Raw genomic sequence first — 16,743 nt, forward strand, 5'->3', positions numbered from 1 at the left:
CATGCGGACTCCTTTACTCAACCACGTATTTATTGACTTAGTAATCATAATAGTTTGAAATTATTCATTAGTCAACAACTTTTTGAAAACGTTTCCACAATTCTTTATTGGAGGTAGTAATCGCAATTGCACCTGCATCAAATGCCTGCTTAATTTGCTCATCCGTCCGAATTAGGCCACCTGTAATAACAGGAATACCTGTTTGCATAGATACTTCCTCAATCATTTCCGGGATAACTCCAGGTAGTAATTCAATAAAGTCCGGGGCCGTTTGTTCAAGGAGCGAATAGCTTTTTTCCAGCGCAATTGTATCGATTAAAAAAACACGTTGAATCGCCAATATACCGCGGGATTTCGCTTTTAAAATCATATTGGAGCGTGTAGAAATAATGCCTGCCGGGCGAATATCGTTACATAAATAATCCGCGGCAAAATTATCCGTTTTCAGGCCATGTATTAAATCCGCATGAATAATTAATTTTTTCCCATGACGATCGGCCTCTTGTTTTAACGAGCGTAATTGGCTTAAATGCACCTCAAGCAATACGATATATTCGAATTCACTTTTTACTACTTTATCAAACTGTTTAATTGTTCGGGCAGCAGGAATAATTTTCTGATCATTAAACGGCATAACATCCTCCTATACTTAGAAATCTGTTTATATTAATATGGCTCATCGGCTGCGTTAATTCAAATCTCCCACGCAATCGATGAGCCAAAATTGTATCACAATATTATTTTACATTATTTTGCGGTTGTTGCACGCTTAATTTCAATGTTCAACAGTTCTGTAAACTCCGATAATTGGGCATCTGACCAATTTAACTGCTGTGCCATATGTGCAATGACTGCATCCTTATGTGCCAATACCGAAGCAATATTAAAGAACATATTACCCGTACGGCGCACGAAGAAATCGACAGGTGTCGTCACAAGCTCATGCTCAATACCATATTGTAGCTGAGCAAATAAAGCTTTAGGCATCGTGTCGTTTGCTTTCGCCACATAGCTAAATACTTTTTCAACATTCGAGCCATAATGCTGTGCTAAATACGCCGCTTCTTCTTTCGTTAAGCCAGCTTTCACACCTAACTCTGTCTTTTTCGAAATAAACGTTTGAATATGTTTTGAGCCGCCTACTTCACCGCCAGAAATCGGGATGTTTTTAGTAATACAAGGTTTGCTCTCTACACCAAATTCCGCTTTTAGGCTCGCTGAAATTTTATTTACAACTGCTTCCGCCATTTTACGATAGCCTGTTAATTTACCGCCCGCGATTGTAATTAAGCCTGACTCAGATTCCCAAACTTCATCATGACGGGAAATTTCTGATGGTCCTTTTCCTTCTTCATGAATTAACGGACGTACACCTGCCCAGCTTGACTCAATATCCACATCCGCCACTTTTACATTCGGGAACATGTAGTGGATGGCATTCATAATGTAATCGCGATCGGATTGTTCTATATCCATATTGCGCGGATCCCCTTCATAAAACGTATCAGTCGTACCAACATACGTTTTACCGTTACGCGGAATCGCAAATACCATACGGCCATCCGGTGTATCAAAATAAACCGCCTGTTTTAACGGGAACTTCGACTCATCAAATACGATGTGCACACCTTTTGACAAAATTAAGTGCTTTCCGCTTGTTTTGCCTTCAATGCTACGAACATCATCTACCCATGGACCCGCCGCGTTCACGACTTTTTTCGCATGTATTTGAATTGTTTCATTAGATAATAAATCTGTCGCTTCAATGCCGATAATCTTTTTCGCATCATTATATAAAAAGCCTGAAGCTTTCGTATAGTTCGCTAAAACGGCACCTTTTTCAATCGCGACTTTTGCAACTTCGATTGTTAAGCGTGCATCATCAGTACGGTATTCAACATAAACACCGCCGCCTAATAAATCGGCTTGCTTTACTAGTGGTTCTTTTTCTAATGTTTGCGCACTATTTAACATGTAGCGGCGTTCTGATTTTTTTACCCCCGCTAAGAAATCGTACACACGTAAACCAACAGATGTAGAGAATTTACCGAATGTACCACCTTTATGGAACGGTAATAACATCCATACGGGCGTTGTTACGTGAGGACCATTTTCATACACGATCGCACGCTCTTTTCCTAACTCGGCTACTTCTTTAATTTCAAATTGTTTTAAATAACGTAAACCGCCGTGCACTAATTTTGTTGAGCGGCTTGACGTACCTGCCGCAAAATCCTGCATTTCAACTAATGCGACTGACAATCCGCGCGTAATGGCATCAAGTGCAATCCCCACACCTGTAATACCGCCTCCGATAACTAAAACGTCATATTCTTTGCTCTGTAAATCATTCATGATGACTGAACGTTGTAAAGATGAAGCTGTTGACATAATAATTCCTCCTTAAATGTAGACAAAAAAAGAGAGACCTTAAAGCACCACACAAATATCGCTTTGTGCGTTCTTTAAGGTCTCTCTTTAACTCAAACCGGTCTATTAACTTGACCTTATCTTAACGCCACAGAAGGAAAAATGCAAGACATTTACATTATTAGTTCTGATTTGATCAAATCCGGTAAGTCAAAATTAACATCACATTTAATCTTTTAACCAAAAAACAGGTCAAAAATATTTGAGGCTGAAGACGATTTTTTATTATAGAACTCTGAATATCCACAGTTATTGCAGTAAACGACTATAAACTGATTGTGCTGAACATCAAACATTTTAGATAACCCTGTACCAGTCATCGCCACTTCTTTCTTGCTCGCATCCTTACTTCCACATTTTATACAGCCTTTTTCTGACATATATAGTCCTCTCTCCCACTTTACGATTTGTTATACTTTTATATGGAATCGAGTGGAAAAAAATTTCAGTAATTATGAGTTCGATAAATGGAATCAACGCTATCCTTAAAACGCCTTTCCTAATCGTTGTTATTATATATATCGAATTCAAATTCCCCATTTACTTGATCGGCAAATTCAATTGCCCTATTATTCATAACAAGCCCTCGTGTTTGCTGACAATTAAAACAAACAACCGTAACTAATTTACATCTCAGATTGTAGTCATCTACATATTTTTTAATAATCTCTATTGAGTTATATAGTGTATTTACAATGTTGTGAATTTGTTCCTCTGGATGGTTTGTCATTATGTAATCTACCCCGTACTCCCATGCAGTTTCAAATCTTACATGTTTTGTTTTACCTCGAATACATTCCTCACCTTTTCTGTAAGCTTCTGTCGGAATGATTCTTATTTCTCTAGTGAATTCCTCCAAAGGGAAATCCTCTCCAAATAAAATGAAGTATGCCCTCGTTTCTGAACAATAATCTTCCATTTTGAACACCTCAATTTTATGCCCTTATAAATAAAACAATTATTATTGATTACGTGGGCATTTTTAATACTTATTTTTGTTTCAAATAGAGTTTCTCCAACCGATAATCCTCAATCAATTCAATATTTCTTCTATTATTAATATAGTTCTTTATTTGCTGTTTAATATTGGGCAGCAGCAAAATTGAATCCAATTCTTCTATAGGAATCCATTTCACCGCCGTTTGATTAGTATCTGGATATTCGGGTAATTTCGGGATCGATCTATTCTTTAAAGTACATTCAAAAATAAGATGAAGTCCATGTTGGGCATTCTCATCATAATCACCCGATTGCTTATGTGGGGGAAACTCATATATTAATGCTAACGGTCCAACTTCAACATCTGCCGTAGTTTCTTCAAATACTTCTCTTGCGACACCCTCAATTATTGTTTCCCCAGGTTTAAGTCCTCCGCCTGGTAAATTATAATGTATCCCATTATCATCATACTCTACTAAAAGTACCGAATTATTTTCAATGATCAATCCTGTACATCGTATTCTTACATGTGACATCTTCACACCTCTTTTTCTTATATATAATTAGATACTCAGTTGTTTTTCCATATAGTACATTTTCGCCATTGTGTATGCATGTGCTGTAAACAGTTGTGTATTGATCTGCTTTGACTTAATTAAATTATCCATTTCATTAAAATCAATTAAGTTAATTGTAAGGTCTTCTGTATCATCTAAATCTTGTTCAAATTTCTTAGTAGCATCCAGCAAGAGAAAAGTAATTACTTTATTATTTTGTGTAGCGGGATTAACCATGAATTCCCCCAGAAGAATAGGCTTGTTTTCTGAAATAAAACCAGTCTCTTCCTTTACTTCTCGGATTATCGCTTCCTCGTATGTTTCATTTGCTTCGATTTTCCCAGCAGGGACTTCAAGGTAAAATTCATTGCCAGCATAACGGTACTGTTCAACAAGGACCATCTTGTTTTCCTTTGTTAACACGACAGCGTTTACCCAATCTGAATATTCGTTTACATAATAGTCATCAATCACCATACCGTTTGGAAGCTTGCATTCGTCTTTTCGAATATTGCCGAAAGGACTTTTATGTATATACTCTGATTTTAAAGTTTTCCATTTATCCATAACTACCTCCATAAGTTTACGCCAAAATCTAGGCTATTAAATTAAGTTTTCCACTTACTCTACCTTATTAACATTAACATAATTATCCAAATCACACTTGATTTCAATTCTTACTTCATCATAAAAAAGAGCATGACCCTTAAAGAAGGTTCATGCTCGTTATTTAGAGTGAATTTAGTGCTTCATATTTTAGGATTTGCTGTTATGTTCAACCATTATGACAACATTTCCCCTCTTGTGTCCTTTTTCCACATATCTGTGAGCTTCCACAATCTCATCAAATGAATAATATCTGTCAATAGCCACTTTTAATTTCCCCATCTCTACAAGTTCCTTAAGGAAGTTTAGTGCTTCAGAAGTCTCAGGTGGATTTCGACTCAATAATAGTCTCTTATTGCTCGTCAATTTAGTCCATAGCATTCGAACACTTGGCAGCGGTTCAGTAACATTTACATAAGTACCATTGTTCTTTAACAATTTCATACAAGCCGAAAAAGAACTCTTGTTTACCGCTTCAAAGATGATATCATAGGTTTCGTTTGTACTAGAAAAATCCTTTGTTGTATAATCAATTACTTTGTCAGCTCCAAGAGATTTTACTAACTCCAAATTCGTCGTACTGCATACCCCTGTAACCTTTGCTCCGAAATATTTGGCAATCTGAACAGCATAACTTCCTACACTTCCTGAAGCACCATACACTAATACCGATTGATCGCTCTTTATACCAGCTTTCTTAAGAAAGTACAATGCTGTACGGGCACCAATAGGAATAGCAGCCGCTTCTCCATAAGTTATATTGGAAGGCTTTATAGCGACAGGTCCATCTTCCTCCAAACATTTATATTCGGCATAAGCACCGAATCCAACCAAGGATGCCGCAAAAACTTGGTCTCCTTGCTTAAACTTTTCAACATTTTCTCCGACTGATACTACTTCTCCAGCTAACTCCATTCCTAAAATCTCTTTTTTGGGTTGTCTAAAACCTAGTGTTATGCGTGCAGGTAGCCAAAAAGCAGGAGGAACTGTAAAACTTCGTGATCTTATATCTGCTACTGTTACCGTTGTGGCTATTACTTTAACAAGGATTTCATTTTCCTTAGGAATAGGTTTTTCTACTTGTTTTTGTTCAAGAACATCGGGGGGACCGTACCTTGTGTACACAATGGCTTTCATTTTCCACCTCAGATTCGTTTTATTCCTTAATATAAATACGAATATTAGGAATAAATTAGACCAATAAGCAACAATCTACGAACAGAGCAAAAAAAAAATACATCCATTATCTCAAAAGTGATTGATTTAATGGATGTATTTTTATTTATTCTGAAGATCATTTATACGATAAATGCAAAGTATAAAAGGAATAACAGACAAAGCACATACATAATCGGGTGGATTTCTTTAGCACGCTTTTGTGCGATAAGACAAATAGGATACAGCACAAAGCCTAACCCAATCCCGATAACTACACTAGAAGTTAGTGGCATCATAATAATTGTTAAAAATGCAGGAATAACGATTTCTAACTTTGTCCAGTTGATTCGACGGATTTCCATAGCCATCAATGCACCAACAATAATTAATGCGGCAGATGTTACTTCCACTGAAATTACGCTAACAAGTGGTGAGAAGAATAATGCAACGACGAAACATGCAGCAATAACTACTGATGTAAAGCCGGTTTTTCCTCCAACAGCAATACCCGCAGAAGATTCAACGCTTGTTGCAGGTGTTGAAGTACCTAAAACGGCTCCAATTACACCGGCAGCTGAATCGGCAAGTAACCCTTTTCCGATATTCGGAATTTTATTGTCCTTCATCATGCCTGCTTGGCTTGTCAGTCCAATTAAAGCACCTGCTGTGTCAAAGAAAGCTACAATTAGGAACGTGAAAATAACTGTCAGGATTTCTGCTGTAAAAATTTCATCAAAATGACCAAACACAACACCAAATGTCGGTTCAAGGCTTGGGATACTACCAACGATTGAAGATGGTACTTCGATCTTACCAAAAAGCATCCCCACAATTGTTGTAATGACCATAGCGTAGAAAATACCACCGTTAATACCTTTTACTAACATAATGATTGTAAGGAAAATACCTAGAATGGCTAATAACGTCATCGGTGATGTTAAATCGCCAATCGCCACAAATGTATCAGGATTACCAACAATAATGCCGCCGTTTTTTAATCCGACAAACGTGATGAAAAATCCAATACCAGCAGCGATTGCGAATTTTAAATCACTTGGAATAATATTAATAATTTTTTCGCGAATTTTAAATAAACTTAAAATCAAGAAGATGATGCCGGCAACAAAAACACCTGTTAACGTGACTTGCCAATCAATGCCCATTCCAATACAAACTGTAAAAGTAAAGAATGAGTTTAATCCCATACTCGGTGCAATAGCGATCGGGAAGTTCGCAATTATGCCCATTAGCAATGTGCCGATGATAGCAGTTAGCGCAGTTGCAGTGAATACAGCTCCGTGATCCATTCCAGATTGACTTAGGATAATGGGATTGACGATCAAAATATAGGCAATCGATAAGAAGGTCGTGATCCCTGCAAGTGTTTCCGTTTTATATGAAGTACCCCGTTCTGCAAATTTGAAAAAGTTTTTCATGTTGTAATCTCCTAGATGCTATAATGTTAGCAATTAATTTATTATCCTAGAATAAAAAAAAGCTTTGACCACGAATGGCCAAAGCTTCTCTACAAAATGGAATAAAAATAGAATTTAATTCCCATTCCTTGTAGTCAGCTATTATCGGTAGCTGGTAGAAACTTTCAAGCCATCTTCTTGAATTTATACAAGGCATATTATATTTTCTAAAAACAATAGAAGAATAATATCAAGTTAACTATAAATCGTCAATAGAATCAATAACAATATTTTTTTGTTTTAATATTATATAAATATTCAAAAAAGAGCAAAAAATCAGTACTCATATTAAAATTCTCAATAAGACGATCATTTTATTCGTAATAGCATGAATATGCATAAATTTAAATAAGTGAAGAATTCAGGACGATTACATCATTCAATTCCAAAAGACTCGATTCCAATCGGGAAAATCGAGCCTCTAATTATTATTTGAAGGTAGTTAACTCTTTTGAAACTTCATTTAAAAACTCCTCATCAAACCTGTAAATATGTTTGCCTTCTGTATTACTAATTGTGATTGCATCATCGATCATTCCGCCGCTTAAGGATATTTGTTTGAAAGCTCTAATATCCTTCTCTAACAACTGTATATCGCTTAGTGAATTTGCTAATGATTCTTTTAACTTATTTGATGAAGTTTCATTTTCCGCTTTATCTATTACTGCTTCCATCAGCTTTAAAAGGTTCCCTTCATCTAGATTGTTTGGCTCTGTAGCAGCCATCATTAATGCTACGATTCCTTCTCCATTTAAATGATTCGCGCCTTTTTTAAATTCCATTGTCCCTTTAGTTATCCCTCTTACTGTAATATCATCCTGCAAACGATACGCTACCCCACCAATAGAATCAATAAGCGAAGAAAAACTCCTCAGTTCAATTACTGCATGATAATCAATCGGTAGATCAAAAAGATTGGAGACAATGGTTCTCACATTTTTAGCGCCACCATGATTATACGCAAATAACAATTTGTCGTTTAAAGCGGTCCCTTCATCTTGTTCAGCGACAGGTACATATGTATCATAAGGAATCGATACTACATTCACCATATTTTTGTCTGTACTGTAAGAAAGTAAAAGATTGAGGTAAATTCGATCATCCATTTCTTCAGACTTAACCGTTATTAAAGTTGTTAACACTTTTGCCTCTTCTGTTCCTGTAGTGCCTGCAACGGTTGGATTCGTTTCTTTATTTAAACTAATGCTGCTTATTTCTTTATTAAGATTTCCAGGAAGCATAGATGGAAGGAATAAGAATAAACAGAGACCTACAATTAATAAAGTAGTTGTAACTGGGATCATTTTGCTTGATACAATCAAAGATTTTTTTTGGATTTTACTTTTCTGTAAGCTATGGATTTTTTCGAATACTTCAGTACGGTCCTCTTTCGTAAAATTCAATTCCTGATCTGATATATCATTAAATTTCCCTCTGAATTGTTTATCTTCCATTAAGTTCCGCCTCCTTTATCATCGGTTCTAACCGTTGTTTCGCTCTTCTTAATCGCGTTTTCACAGTATTCACAGAGATATCCAAAACACCGGCTATTTCTTCGGTGTTTAATGAATTATAGTAGTAAAGATAAACAACTTCCCGATATATTTTTGGAAGAGATAAAATGATATCTTTTATTTCTTCATCTTTATATTTATCAATTACGGTCTTTTCTATTGATGGTAGTACAGCCTTGGTTGTTTCATTTATAAAACTTTTAACCTGTACCATTTTGTAATGCCAGCTTTTTAAATAATCCTTGCATTCATTAATTGTTATTCGATAGAGCCATGTTTTGATTTGCGCTTCAAACCGATATGAATCCAGATTGTTATAGCATTTAATGAATGTGTTTTGAACAAGGTCCTTCGCAATTTCTTTATCTCTCACATAGGAAAATGCAAGCCGCACTAGTTCAGTCCCATATTCACTCATTATTTTTTCTAATAAATAATCCTTCTCTTCCCTGTCCAATGTACTTCCCCCCTTACAAATAAATATCAATTCTGCTTTTAGACGATTGTCAAATCAATACAGGTTCAAATTTCCAAAAATACTTATTTATACAATTATAATTAAAATATAAAAAACCTGTATCTTTGATTATCGATTAATCATAGATACAGGCCTTATAATATTCTGTTCCTTACTGTGATGCTTAAGAGGTCATAACGATTGAAGTTCATCCACTGTTACAAACCGATATCCTTCATTCGTAAGTTTTTTTAAAATCGTTTCAACTACTTGTAATGTCCCGCCGGTTTGATCATACATTGGATGCAGCAAGATAATTGAGCCCGGTTGAATGTTTCCCATTACATAATTGATTTTTTCATCTACACTTGTATAATACGTTTCCGGATCCAACGACCACATAATAGTTTCCCTGTTGGTCTTATTTAAATAATACGGTAAGCCTACGAATTTTTTCCCGTAAGGTGGGCGAAAATCAATTTCCCCCTGATACCCAATGCTTCGAATTAGCTCATCTGTTTTTTCTATTTCCTCTTCAATAAAAGAAGGCGATTTTAAAACCATTCTTTTATGCGAATACGTGTGATTCCCAATTTGATGCCCTGCTTCAACTAATTTTTTTGCTTCTTCAGGATGCTTTTCAATTTCATTTCCGATAAGAAAAAAAGTAGATTTTGCGTTGTATTCATCCAACAATGGCAAAAGCTGATCCACATTTTTTGTCGGACCGTCATCAAAAGTTAAAGCAATTATCTTTTCCTCTGTTTCCGACTGGTAGGTTAACCCTCCAAATAATTGAAACGTTCTTAGTTTCGTAACTTGGAATAGCCCTGCGAATAATACAGCTATTAATATAACTGCAATTCCTCCAATTATTAATTTCTTTTTCATCAGTGGTTCCTTTCTTCAATATGCTTTAAGCGGTACATACGTTACTTTTGTAAAATAAAACTTACTACCATACCAACAAACCAAAAAATTCTGTCGAAAACACTGCGAGTAAAAACATCGAGATTACCACTAATTGTACAGTCGTAAAAATGTAATCATTCTTATTTGCCGCATATCTCTTTTCCATAACAATTCGAACAAGTTCTGTTACAACAATTAAACCAAACATAAGTATATGCGGTTGCAGCAACCAAATGTGCTTTGAAGGATTTTCGCTGACGTTAACAAAAAAACCAAATAACACAACGACAATAAAAGTAATTCTAATGGCCCAATCAATTTTTTTATGTTTCTCATTTACAAAGTTATTGGAGAAGAACTCTTTCTTTTCCACGTTTAGCCATTTCCTTAAAAACTTATTCATAAAAAATAGTATAAGTCCAAAAATTGATGATATTAAAATTAAACTTGTTAAAACATTATCCACGATACTTACACCACCTAATTTTCACTTCACAACTGCGAATTGTTTTCGAATTCCTCTTTTAACAACCCATAGTAGGTCAGATCATAAAACTGGCCAAAGCGTGATACATGTTGCTTTAATGTGCCTTCATATTTCAAACCGATTTTCTCCATTACCTTCCATGAACCAGTGTTTGATGTAAATGAAGCAGCAAATATTTTATTTAATTTAAGTTGGCTAAAACCATATTCCAACAATGCTTTAGCAGCCTCTGTACCATAGCCATTTTCCCAATACGGTTTACCAATCCAATATGCTAATTCACCTCTTAAATACTGTATGGATAAATTCAAATTTATTAGGCCAATTAACAGTTGTGAGTCTTTATGAACAATCGCAAACATTACAATTTTATTATTTTGTTCTGCAGATTGGATGCTTTTTATAAATTGACAGGCAGAACCTTTTGGGTATGGATGAGGTATGTTTAATGTAGACTTTGCTACATCATATTCTCCTGCTAATCCCTCAATTCTGTCTGAATCATCCAATGTTAATGGTCTTAATAGTAATCTTTCGGTTTCCAGTTTGCGCATAAACATCCTTCCCCTCTTTTATAGTACAAGTTGTAGATTTATCCATTACTTCGAATTTATATAGTAAATAAGGTGATCAGTCCACTCATCAAATTCGAAAATAAATCCTTTTCTTATACATTCAAATTGCAGGCCAACACTTTCTGCTAATTGAATGGAGGGAAAGTTATCCAAATTTATGTGTGCTTCAATCCGATGATAATTCAGTTTATTAAAAGCGAGCGTAATCGCAGCATTTACAGCTTCCTTTCCATATCCTTGCAACCAAAATTGGTTGTGAATGGTATAACCAAATCTTGCCCATTGAAATTCATCCCTTAACATTGTGGAAAAATCTACTGAACCTATATGCGCAAGATCCTCTTTTCGGAAAACCCCAAATACATAAACTTTATCTTCTGAAGCAAGCCTTTGATGTCGATCTACCAAAACTCCAAACCAATCTTTTGTACAAATGCTCATATCCACTTTACCTTCATCGTATTGATGTTGTGATGGCAATCTATTTTCAAATGCGGATAACCACGATGAGTAATCACCTTTTTCAAGGGGTCTAATCACAAGTCTATCCGTTTCTATGAATACATTAAATTTCTTCAAATAATCACACCTCAATTTCTTCTACATCTTGCTTACTTATAAGCCCCTAGTTTAACTTAAATTTGGGATTACCTATTATTTCATTTACTACGTATGAAATATCATCAGGGGAAGTATCGGTTGTATCAAATATGTATTTTTCCTTTATTCCGACTTCAATGAACTCATCTACTAAAATCAAACATCGTTCACCCATTCTATAGCTTGGCATTCTCATATTGTCCCTAGCCAACAAAGTACCCTTATCAGTCCATAAGACGACATAAATCACTTCCACATTTAAACTTTTTAGATTTTTGCAAACCCACTCTGCTTCTTTAGGAAAGGTTACATAATCAACGATGACGTCATTGCCATACTTAATAAAGTTCTTTGTGAGACTCAATATATTATCCCAAATCAATACTTCTTCCGATCTTTCCCACGGATTTTTTCTTCCGTTAATGTGCATATGGCTAATATCATCACCAGAAATATAGGCACTATTTTTAAATTTTTTTGTCAGTTCTTTTGAGATTGTTGATTTCCCTACCCCTGCAGGACCTGAAATAATGTAGACCTTATTTACTGTTTTTTTATTCATTTGTTCAACTCCTTAAATGAGAAGTAATCTTCAAGATTGTTTCCCAACAAATCCATTTAAGTTATAATTTGCTTAATATTCTACTAGAACGAGGTGCAAAATGTTATCTTTATTTAAATATAATTGGCAAGTACGGGAAGATTGGTTCAATTGGTACTCATTTGAGTGAGATAAAAGAATACTCAACTTTTGTCCAATCGTTTACTGAACAATTTATTGAACGACTTCCTTCAGACTATGAAAATAAACTTATAGAAGTACAGCGACGAGACGGTTCAATATTAGAATTTACGCAAAAAAAGATTCTCACTCATATAATAACGCATGAGATTCATCACCTTGGCCAGCTTTCGGTTTGGGCGAGAGAAATACAACTAAAGCCGATTTCTTCGGATTTAATCATTAGAAGTTTTGAGTAATCCATTAAGCATTTTCCCTTTACCCTTAAAGAAATGGAAAATTTATGTTAAAATTTTTACAACATGAATTTTAGGGTATATAACAGTCATGTCAGTTCGTGGAAAACATAACGGGGGGTAATTGAGTGGATGCTTTGATGTTTGACGGATGGACTCCTTTAATATTGTTAGGAATTTTGTTTGCATTTATGATGTTTTTTATTGCCCGTAAAGTTTCAAAAAATGTTTTACTTTTAACCTCTGCTATAATGAGCCTACTTTGTTTAGGATTAGTACTTTTCAGCATATTTGTTGTTGGTGGTTGGGAAGGCATGGGTCTAGGCTTCTTTGCTTTTTCTATTTTTATAGGCGTTTGGATAGGTACTATTTTTGGGATTATTTATCAAAACACGAAGTAAGGGCTTTAGTTGAATAGGCAGACTGAACGCTCAGGAATATTTATAAACTGAGCGTTTTTTATATTCTCTACTGCCATATTACAGCTGACTTGAATATGAATTTACATTACCAAATCTATAATTTCTTTTACCCACACAGGGTTCTCATCAACTCCGTATTGCTCACATAATTTCTTATGAATTTGAATAAATTCCGGAATGATATTTTTCATTACATATAAAATTTCCTCTTGTTCTCTACTGCATTGCCACTGAATTAACAGTGATAATTGCCGTTCACTTAATTTGCTTCTATCCCCTTCTAATTTTGCCCAATCCCCAAAAGTATTCGGTTGTATGCCTGCTTCCATATACCAACCAGTTATCATGGATAATCTTAAATTATCTATATTGAGAAGTGCATAATAGATTTCTTTTCTCATCACTCTTCTGTACGCTTCATGCAGATAAGCAAAAAATTTAGTTCTCCAATGCTCTATTTCTTGAATAGAAGGTCTATACGTTAAATCCGCTGATTTTGTTAATACATCATGGATCAAGCCTGTTGGATCATAAACAATTTTTAATTTCCGAGTCCATATAGATGGCTTCATATCCACCTTTTTATAATAAAAGCTGTCCACTTTTATAAATGACCTGTAATGTGCCGTACTGTAATTTGCCCAATGAAAGTCTTCAAAGAAAAGGACATTTCCCCAGTTAATGGCCCGTTGCTTTTTGTTCAACTTATACTCCTCATATACTTCATCTTTTACAACAATACGAAGATCGATATCAGAATATAAATCCGTTTCTTCATTTCCGATGGACCCTCCATAAAAAACAGCCAAAACATTCTCATCATTGATTAAATCAAGTTCAATTTCTTCCATTAATTCCTGACGATGCTTTGGAAGACCGACATCTCTTACTTTATTTTTAGATTCTAATCCCACACATTCTAAACAGCTCCTTTGTTTATACGTCCTCTTATTAAAATTCGAAATGGAATTCAATAGTCCTCTTTTTTATGCTGTAGTTTTTTACAGCAATCGAGGAATTAGCCACCATGCTACAATATAAATACTCAATACTCCCCACGCTACAGTTGCTATTATCCACCTAAGGATTATTGGAGTAGCTGAACTATCGTGAATTTTATCTTTTAAGCTCCTCATTTTAATTGCACATACAACCATTCCGGTGATGATGAGTATAATTGCGAGAATTGATAATGCATCCATAATTTAACCTCCAATCTTCCTTTTAAAGGTATTCATAAGCACTCAATGTTTACTTAAACTTTCCGAAAATATATTTAAATGCTATAAACATGTAACACCGATATCAATCCCCTGCATGCTCCCTGATACTATTTATAGCTTTTATTATTAATATAAAGGGGTTAAGGATTTCGAAATAGAAATACTACTATACTAACATTAAAATTTGTTAGAAATTGAGATTATTAAGGAGTGCTATGTATGTGGGAACGAAAAATGATCGAAACAACGAGAGGTACCTTTGAATATTTTACTTGTGGGAACGGAGAACCACTTGCCATTACCCATTTTTATAGTGCTTTTAATGAGAAAGGTAATTGGTTTGCCAATCCATTTACTAAGCATTATCAAGTATTTTTAATCAATGTCAGAGGTGCAGGTAACTCCCCTGAAATTATTTTTGATGAAGAGTTACAATTACATAATATTATATTGGATTTAGAGGCAATTCGAGAAGCCTTATTTTTTGAGAAGTGGACATTCGCCGGACACTCTACAGGTGGTATGTTAGCGCTACAATATGCAGTAGATAAACAACAATCTTTAACGAGTATCATATGCGGATGTAGTGCTGCCAGCAAAGAATATGCAAGTCATCCAAAGAGTATTTACTGTACTCAAAATAAAAATTTTAATCGTATTATTGAAATTATGGAATGCTTGAATAACCCTGAGACACCGCTAGAACAGCGTAAATCCTTAGATTTTGAGTGGGCACTTATGTCTTTCTCGAGTGAAAAAAATTTAAAGAATGCCCTTACAATACCTAATAGCGGGCGTATAGTTGGACGTGCGCTTGATTATTTCAGAAAAGTCGCCGTTAAACAATTTGATTTACGTCCTTCTCTACAAAAAATTGAAATACCTAGTTTTATTTTTGGTGGACTTTTAGATGCTCAATGCCCGGTTGAATTCAGCTATGAAATCGCTGAATTGATTCCAAAATCATACCTTACAATTTTTAATGATTCGAACCATTTCCCGTTTGTAGAAGAAGCACCAGCATTTAACGTTTTTGTGGAAGAAACCATCAATACACTTAAGTATGTATAATCCTTTAATCAAATAAGAAATAATTTAGTAATAGTAAAATTAGCGCTAATGCAGAAAAGGAATACAACGCTATGTTAGTTTTACTTATCTTTTTATTTTCCATTAATCATTACCTACTTTTTTAATGTATTTTGAAACATAAAAATTTATCTTGAGAGGCGATAAAAATCACCTCTCCCTTTTCATTTTACTCTTTATATTAATGAATCCCTCTAGAAACAATACGATAAACAAAATAGGATACACCACTTAAGCCTAAAACTCCTGTAATTGTCAACATCGGAAAGTCGTCTACATACACCATGCTAAAAGCAAATATTAAAAAGGAAAGAATGATTCCTGCGATAGCTAAAAATCCTTCCATACGTATCATAGCCAATCTTTTACATATGCAACCAACCCTATTACCCCACCTATTGCAGTTCCTATATATCCAGGAATAATATAATTTTGCTTTTTGTATTCACGATTTTGTGAAATAATTTTTTCTTTCATTAAATAATCCTCCTTTTATAAAATTATACGATCTGATTCTATGGAAGTTTCAAAATTTTGCTAAATTAATTCAAAAATTAAACCGTGTCTCAAACATATTTAATATTTTTGTAAACTGAATTCCCTGAAGCTTCTTTTGAAGATAACACGAGGCCATGAACTGAATTTATTAAGATTGTTGAATATAATGGGCTCGATTAATAGGATTTTGTTTTTCCAAATAATATTCTTCCGCCAGCCAATATCGTATAGTATATTTATTCAATCTTTCTCCTATATCTCCAATATATGTATCTCGTTGAATTACACGCGCGTACCTCATTTCTTTAGGACAATCCAAGAAAACGATGTAATCATAAAAACTTTTCCATTCATCCCGTAAAAGAAAGATGCCTTCTATAATTACCATGCTGCAGTCAGATAAATTAATGGTTTGGTCGACATGAGTATCCTCCTCTTTATTATAAAAAGGCAGTTTTATTGATGAAACATTTTGTCGTATTTTTAGAAAGAGCTGTTCGTTCAAAAATTTGGTGTCCCACTGTAATTGATAATACTCAAACCATTGCTCATGCCCTGTATTATACCGCTTGGATCTTTCAACAATATGGTCATCAATATGAATTACAATGACATTTTCTAAAATACGTTTAAGAAGCTTTACAATCGTAGTTTTGCCAGCACCCGATAAGCCATCTATAGCAACGATATAAGGCCTTTTTTCATTATGCTTTTCATATCCCTCATTAATTTGACGAATTAAATTATCTAAATAGTCCATTGAATGCAATCCCTTCAGCTGTTAGTTGAAATTTCTTAAATCGTTGTACATATAAGTATTCCC

23 protein-coding genes and 1 riboswitch are annotated in these 16,743 nt (G+C 34.6%); of the genes, 3 read left to right on the plus strand and 20 right to left on the minus strand.

The genetic code is table 11. From position 1 onward, the window contains the following. Window positions 1-67: 67 nt before the first annotated feature. The 15 genes from AC0VXV_RS10920 to AC0VXV_RS10990 all read right to left on the minus strand — a co-directional run bounded on the left by AC0VXV_RS10920 (window position 68) and on the right by AC0VXV_RS10990 (window position 12,272). Complete coding sequence (locus AC0VXV_RS10920) at window positions 68-634, minus strand: glycerol-3-phosphate responsive antiterminator (RefSeq protein ID WP_475528181.1); 567 nt, start codon at window positions 632-634, stop codon at window positions 68-70. Window positions 635-747: 113 nt separating this feature from the next. After that, on the minus strand, window positions 748-2,391 hold the full coding sequence (locus AC0VXV_RS10925; protein WP_475528182.1) for a glycerol-3-phosphate dehydrogenase/oxidase: 1,644 nt from the start codon (window positions 2,389-2,391) through the stop codon (window positions 748-750). 215 nt (window positions 2,392-2,606) lie between these two features. Beyond that, window positions 2,607-2,810 (minus strand): zinc ribbon domain-containing protein, encoded by a 204-nt coding sequence (locus AC0VXV_RS10930; RefSeq protein WP_008403962.1) that lies wholly within the window; start codon window positions 2,808-2,810, stop codon window positions 2,607-2,609. A gap of 119 nt (window positions 2,811-2,929) precedes the next feature. Beyond that, window positions 2,930-3,349: a DUF4279 domain-containing protein gene (locus AC0VXV_RS10935; RefSeq protein WP_475528183.1), complete on the minus strand. Its 420-nt coding sequence runs from the start codon at window positions 3,347-3,349 to the stop codon at window positions 2,930-2,932. A gap of 70 nt (window positions 3,350-3,419) precedes the next feature. Beyond that, complete coding sequence (locus AC0VXV_RS10940) at window positions 3,420-3,905, minus strand: NUDIX domain-containing protein (RefSeq protein WP_475528184.1); 486 nt, start codon at window positions 3,903-3,905, stop codon at window positions 3,420-3,422. Window positions 3,906-3,932: 27 nt separating this feature from the next. Then, on the minus strand, window positions 3,933-4,493 hold the full coding sequence (locus AC0VXV_RS10945; RefSeq protein ID WP_475528185.1) for an NUDIX hydrolase: 561 nt from the start codon (window positions 4,491-4,493) through the stop codon (window positions 3,933-3,935). A 189-nt stretch (window positions 4,494-4,682) separates the two neighbouring features. Beyond that, a complete protein-coding gene (locus tag AC0VXV_RS10950; protein WP_475528186.1) occupies window positions 4,683-5,669 on the minus strand; it encodes an NAD(P)-dependent alcohol dehydrogenase in 987 nt (328 codons plus the stop codon). 161 nt (window positions 5,670-5,830) lie between these two features. Continuing rightward, a complete protein-coding gene (locus tag AC0VXV_RS10955; RefSeq protein WP_475528187.1) occupies window positions 5,831-7,126 on the minus strand; it encodes an NCS2 family permease in 1,296 nt (431 codons plus the stop codon). A 111-nt stretch (window positions 7,127-7,237) separates the two neighbouring features. Continuing rightward, window positions 7,238-7,337: riboswitch (purine riboswitch) on the minus strand. 256 nt (window positions 7,338-7,593) lie between these two features. Beyond that, window positions 7,594-8,619, minus strand: coding sequence for an LCP family protein (locus tag AC0VXV_RS10960; protein WP_475528188.1), 1,026 nt, complete (start codon window positions 8,617-8,619; stop codon window positions 7,594-7,596). Beyond that, window positions 8,609-9,136 (minus strand): sigma-70 family RNA polymerase sigma factor, encoded by a 528-nt coding sequence (locus tag AC0VXV_RS10965; protein ID WP_475528189.1) that lies wholly within the window; start codon window positions 9,134-9,136, stop codon window positions 8,609-8,611. The genes AC0VXV_RS10960 and AC0VXV_RS10965 overlap by 11 nt, the downstream gene beginning before the upstream one ends. A gap of 192 nt (window positions 9,137-9,328) precedes the next feature. Beyond that, on the minus strand, window positions 9,329-10,027 hold the full coding sequence (locus AC0VXV_RS10970; RefSeq protein ID WP_475528190.1) for a polysaccharide deacetylase family protein: 699 nt from the start codon (window positions 10,025-10,027) through the stop codon (window positions 9,329-9,331). Between the two features lie 64 nt (window positions 10,028-10,091). Beyond that, entirely contained in the window at window positions 10,092-10,514 is a 423-nt protein-coding gene (locus tag AC0VXV_RS10975; RefSeq protein ID WP_475528191.1) for a DUF4181 domain-containing protein, read from the minus strand. Window positions 10,515-10,540: 26 nt separating this feature from the next. Beyond that, the gene (locus AC0VXV_RS10980; protein ID WP_475528192.1) at window positions 10,541-11,089 is read right to left on the minus strand and encodes a GNAT family N-acetyltransferase; all 549 of its coding nucleotides are present in this window, start codon (window positions 11,087-11,089) and stop codon (window positions 10,541-10,543) included. 45 nt (window positions 11,090-11,134) lie between these two features. Beyond that, window positions 11,135-11,689: a GNAT family N-acetyltransferase gene (locus tag AC0VXV_RS10985; RefSeq protein WP_475528194.1), complete on the minus strand. Its 555-nt coding sequence runs from the start codon at window positions 11,687-11,689 to the stop codon at window positions 11,135-11,137. 46 nt (window positions 11,690-11,735) lie between these two features. Continuing rightward, window positions 11,736-12,272, minus strand: coding sequence for a P-loop nucleotide/nucleoside kinase family protein (locus AC0VXV_RS10990; protein ID WP_475528195.1), 537 nt, complete (start codon window positions 12,270-12,272; stop codon window positions 11,736-11,738). Window positions 12,273-12,487: 215 nt separating this feature from the next. Between AC0VXV_RS10990 and AC0VXV_RS10995 the strand changes: the two genes are divergently transcribed. Then, window positions 12,488-12,691: a DinB family protein gene (locus tag AC0VXV_RS10995; RefSeq protein WP_475531451.1), complete on the plus strand. Its 204-nt coding sequence runs from the start codon at window positions 12,488-12,490 to the stop codon at window positions 12,689-12,691. Between the two features lie 125 nt (window positions 12,692-12,816). Continuing rightward, entirely contained in the window at window positions 12,817-13,089 is a 273-nt protein-coding gene (locus AC0VXV_RS11000) for a YesK family protein (protein WP_475528197.1), read from the plus strand. A gap of 101 nt (window positions 13,090-13,190) precedes the next feature. Here the strand turns inward: AC0VXV_RS11000 and AC0VXV_RS11005 are convergent, their stop codons facing one another. Both AC0VXV_RS11005 and AC0VXV_RS11010 read right to left on the minus strand, forming a co-directional pair. Next, window positions 13,191-14,024, minus strand: coding sequence for a hypothetical protein (locus AC0VXV_RS11005; protein ID WP_475528198.1), 834 nt, complete (start codon window positions 14,022-14,024; stop codon window positions 13,191-13,193). Window positions 14,025-14,111: 87 nt separating this feature from the next. Beyond that, entirely contained in the window at window positions 14,112-14,312 is a 201-nt protein-coding gene (locus AC0VXV_RS11010) for a phosphate starvation-inducible protein PhoH (protein ID WP_475528199.1), read from the minus strand. A 240-nt stretch (window positions 14,313-14,552) separates the two neighbouring features. Between AC0VXV_RS11010 and AC0VXV_RS11015 the strand changes: the two genes are divergently transcribed. Further along, window positions 14,553-15,404 carry an alpha/beta fold hydrolase gene (locus AC0VXV_RS11015; protein WP_475528200.1) on the plus strand — a complete coding sequence of 284 codons (852 nt, stop codon included), beginning with the start codon at window positions 14,553-14,555 and terminating at the stop codon, window positions 15,402-15,404. Between the two features lie 199 nt (window positions 15,405-15,603). On the opposite strand, the gene AC0VXV_RS11020 is transcribed toward AC0VXV_RS11015, so the two are convergent. The 3 genes from AC0VXV_RS11020 to AC0VXV_RS11030 all read right to left on the minus strand — a co-directional run bounded on the left by AC0VXV_RS11020 (window position 15,604) and on the right by AC0VXV_RS11030 (window position 16,680). Then, window positions 15,604-15,777, minus strand: coding sequence for a hypothetical protein (locus AC0VXV_RS11020; RefSeq protein ID WP_475528201.1), 174 nt, complete (start codon window positions 15,775-15,777; stop codon window positions 15,604-15,606). Then, entirely contained in the window at window positions 15,774-15,899 is a 126-nt protein-coding gene (locus AC0VXV_RS11025; protein ID WP_475528202.1) for a hypothetical protein, read from the minus strand. The genes AC0VXV_RS11020 and AC0VXV_RS11025 overlap by 4 nt, the downstream gene beginning before the upstream one ends. A 169-nt stretch (window positions 15,900-16,068) precedes the next feature. Then, window positions 16,069-16,680, minus strand: a complete 612-nt coding sequence (locus AC0VXV_RS11030) for a kinase (RefSeq protein ID WP_475528203.1) — start codon at window positions 16,678-16,680, stop codon at window positions 16,069-16,071. Between the last annotated feature and the right edge of the window lie 63 nt (window positions 16,681-16,743).

The organism is Solibacillus sp. iso_87, assembly GCF_056173085.1.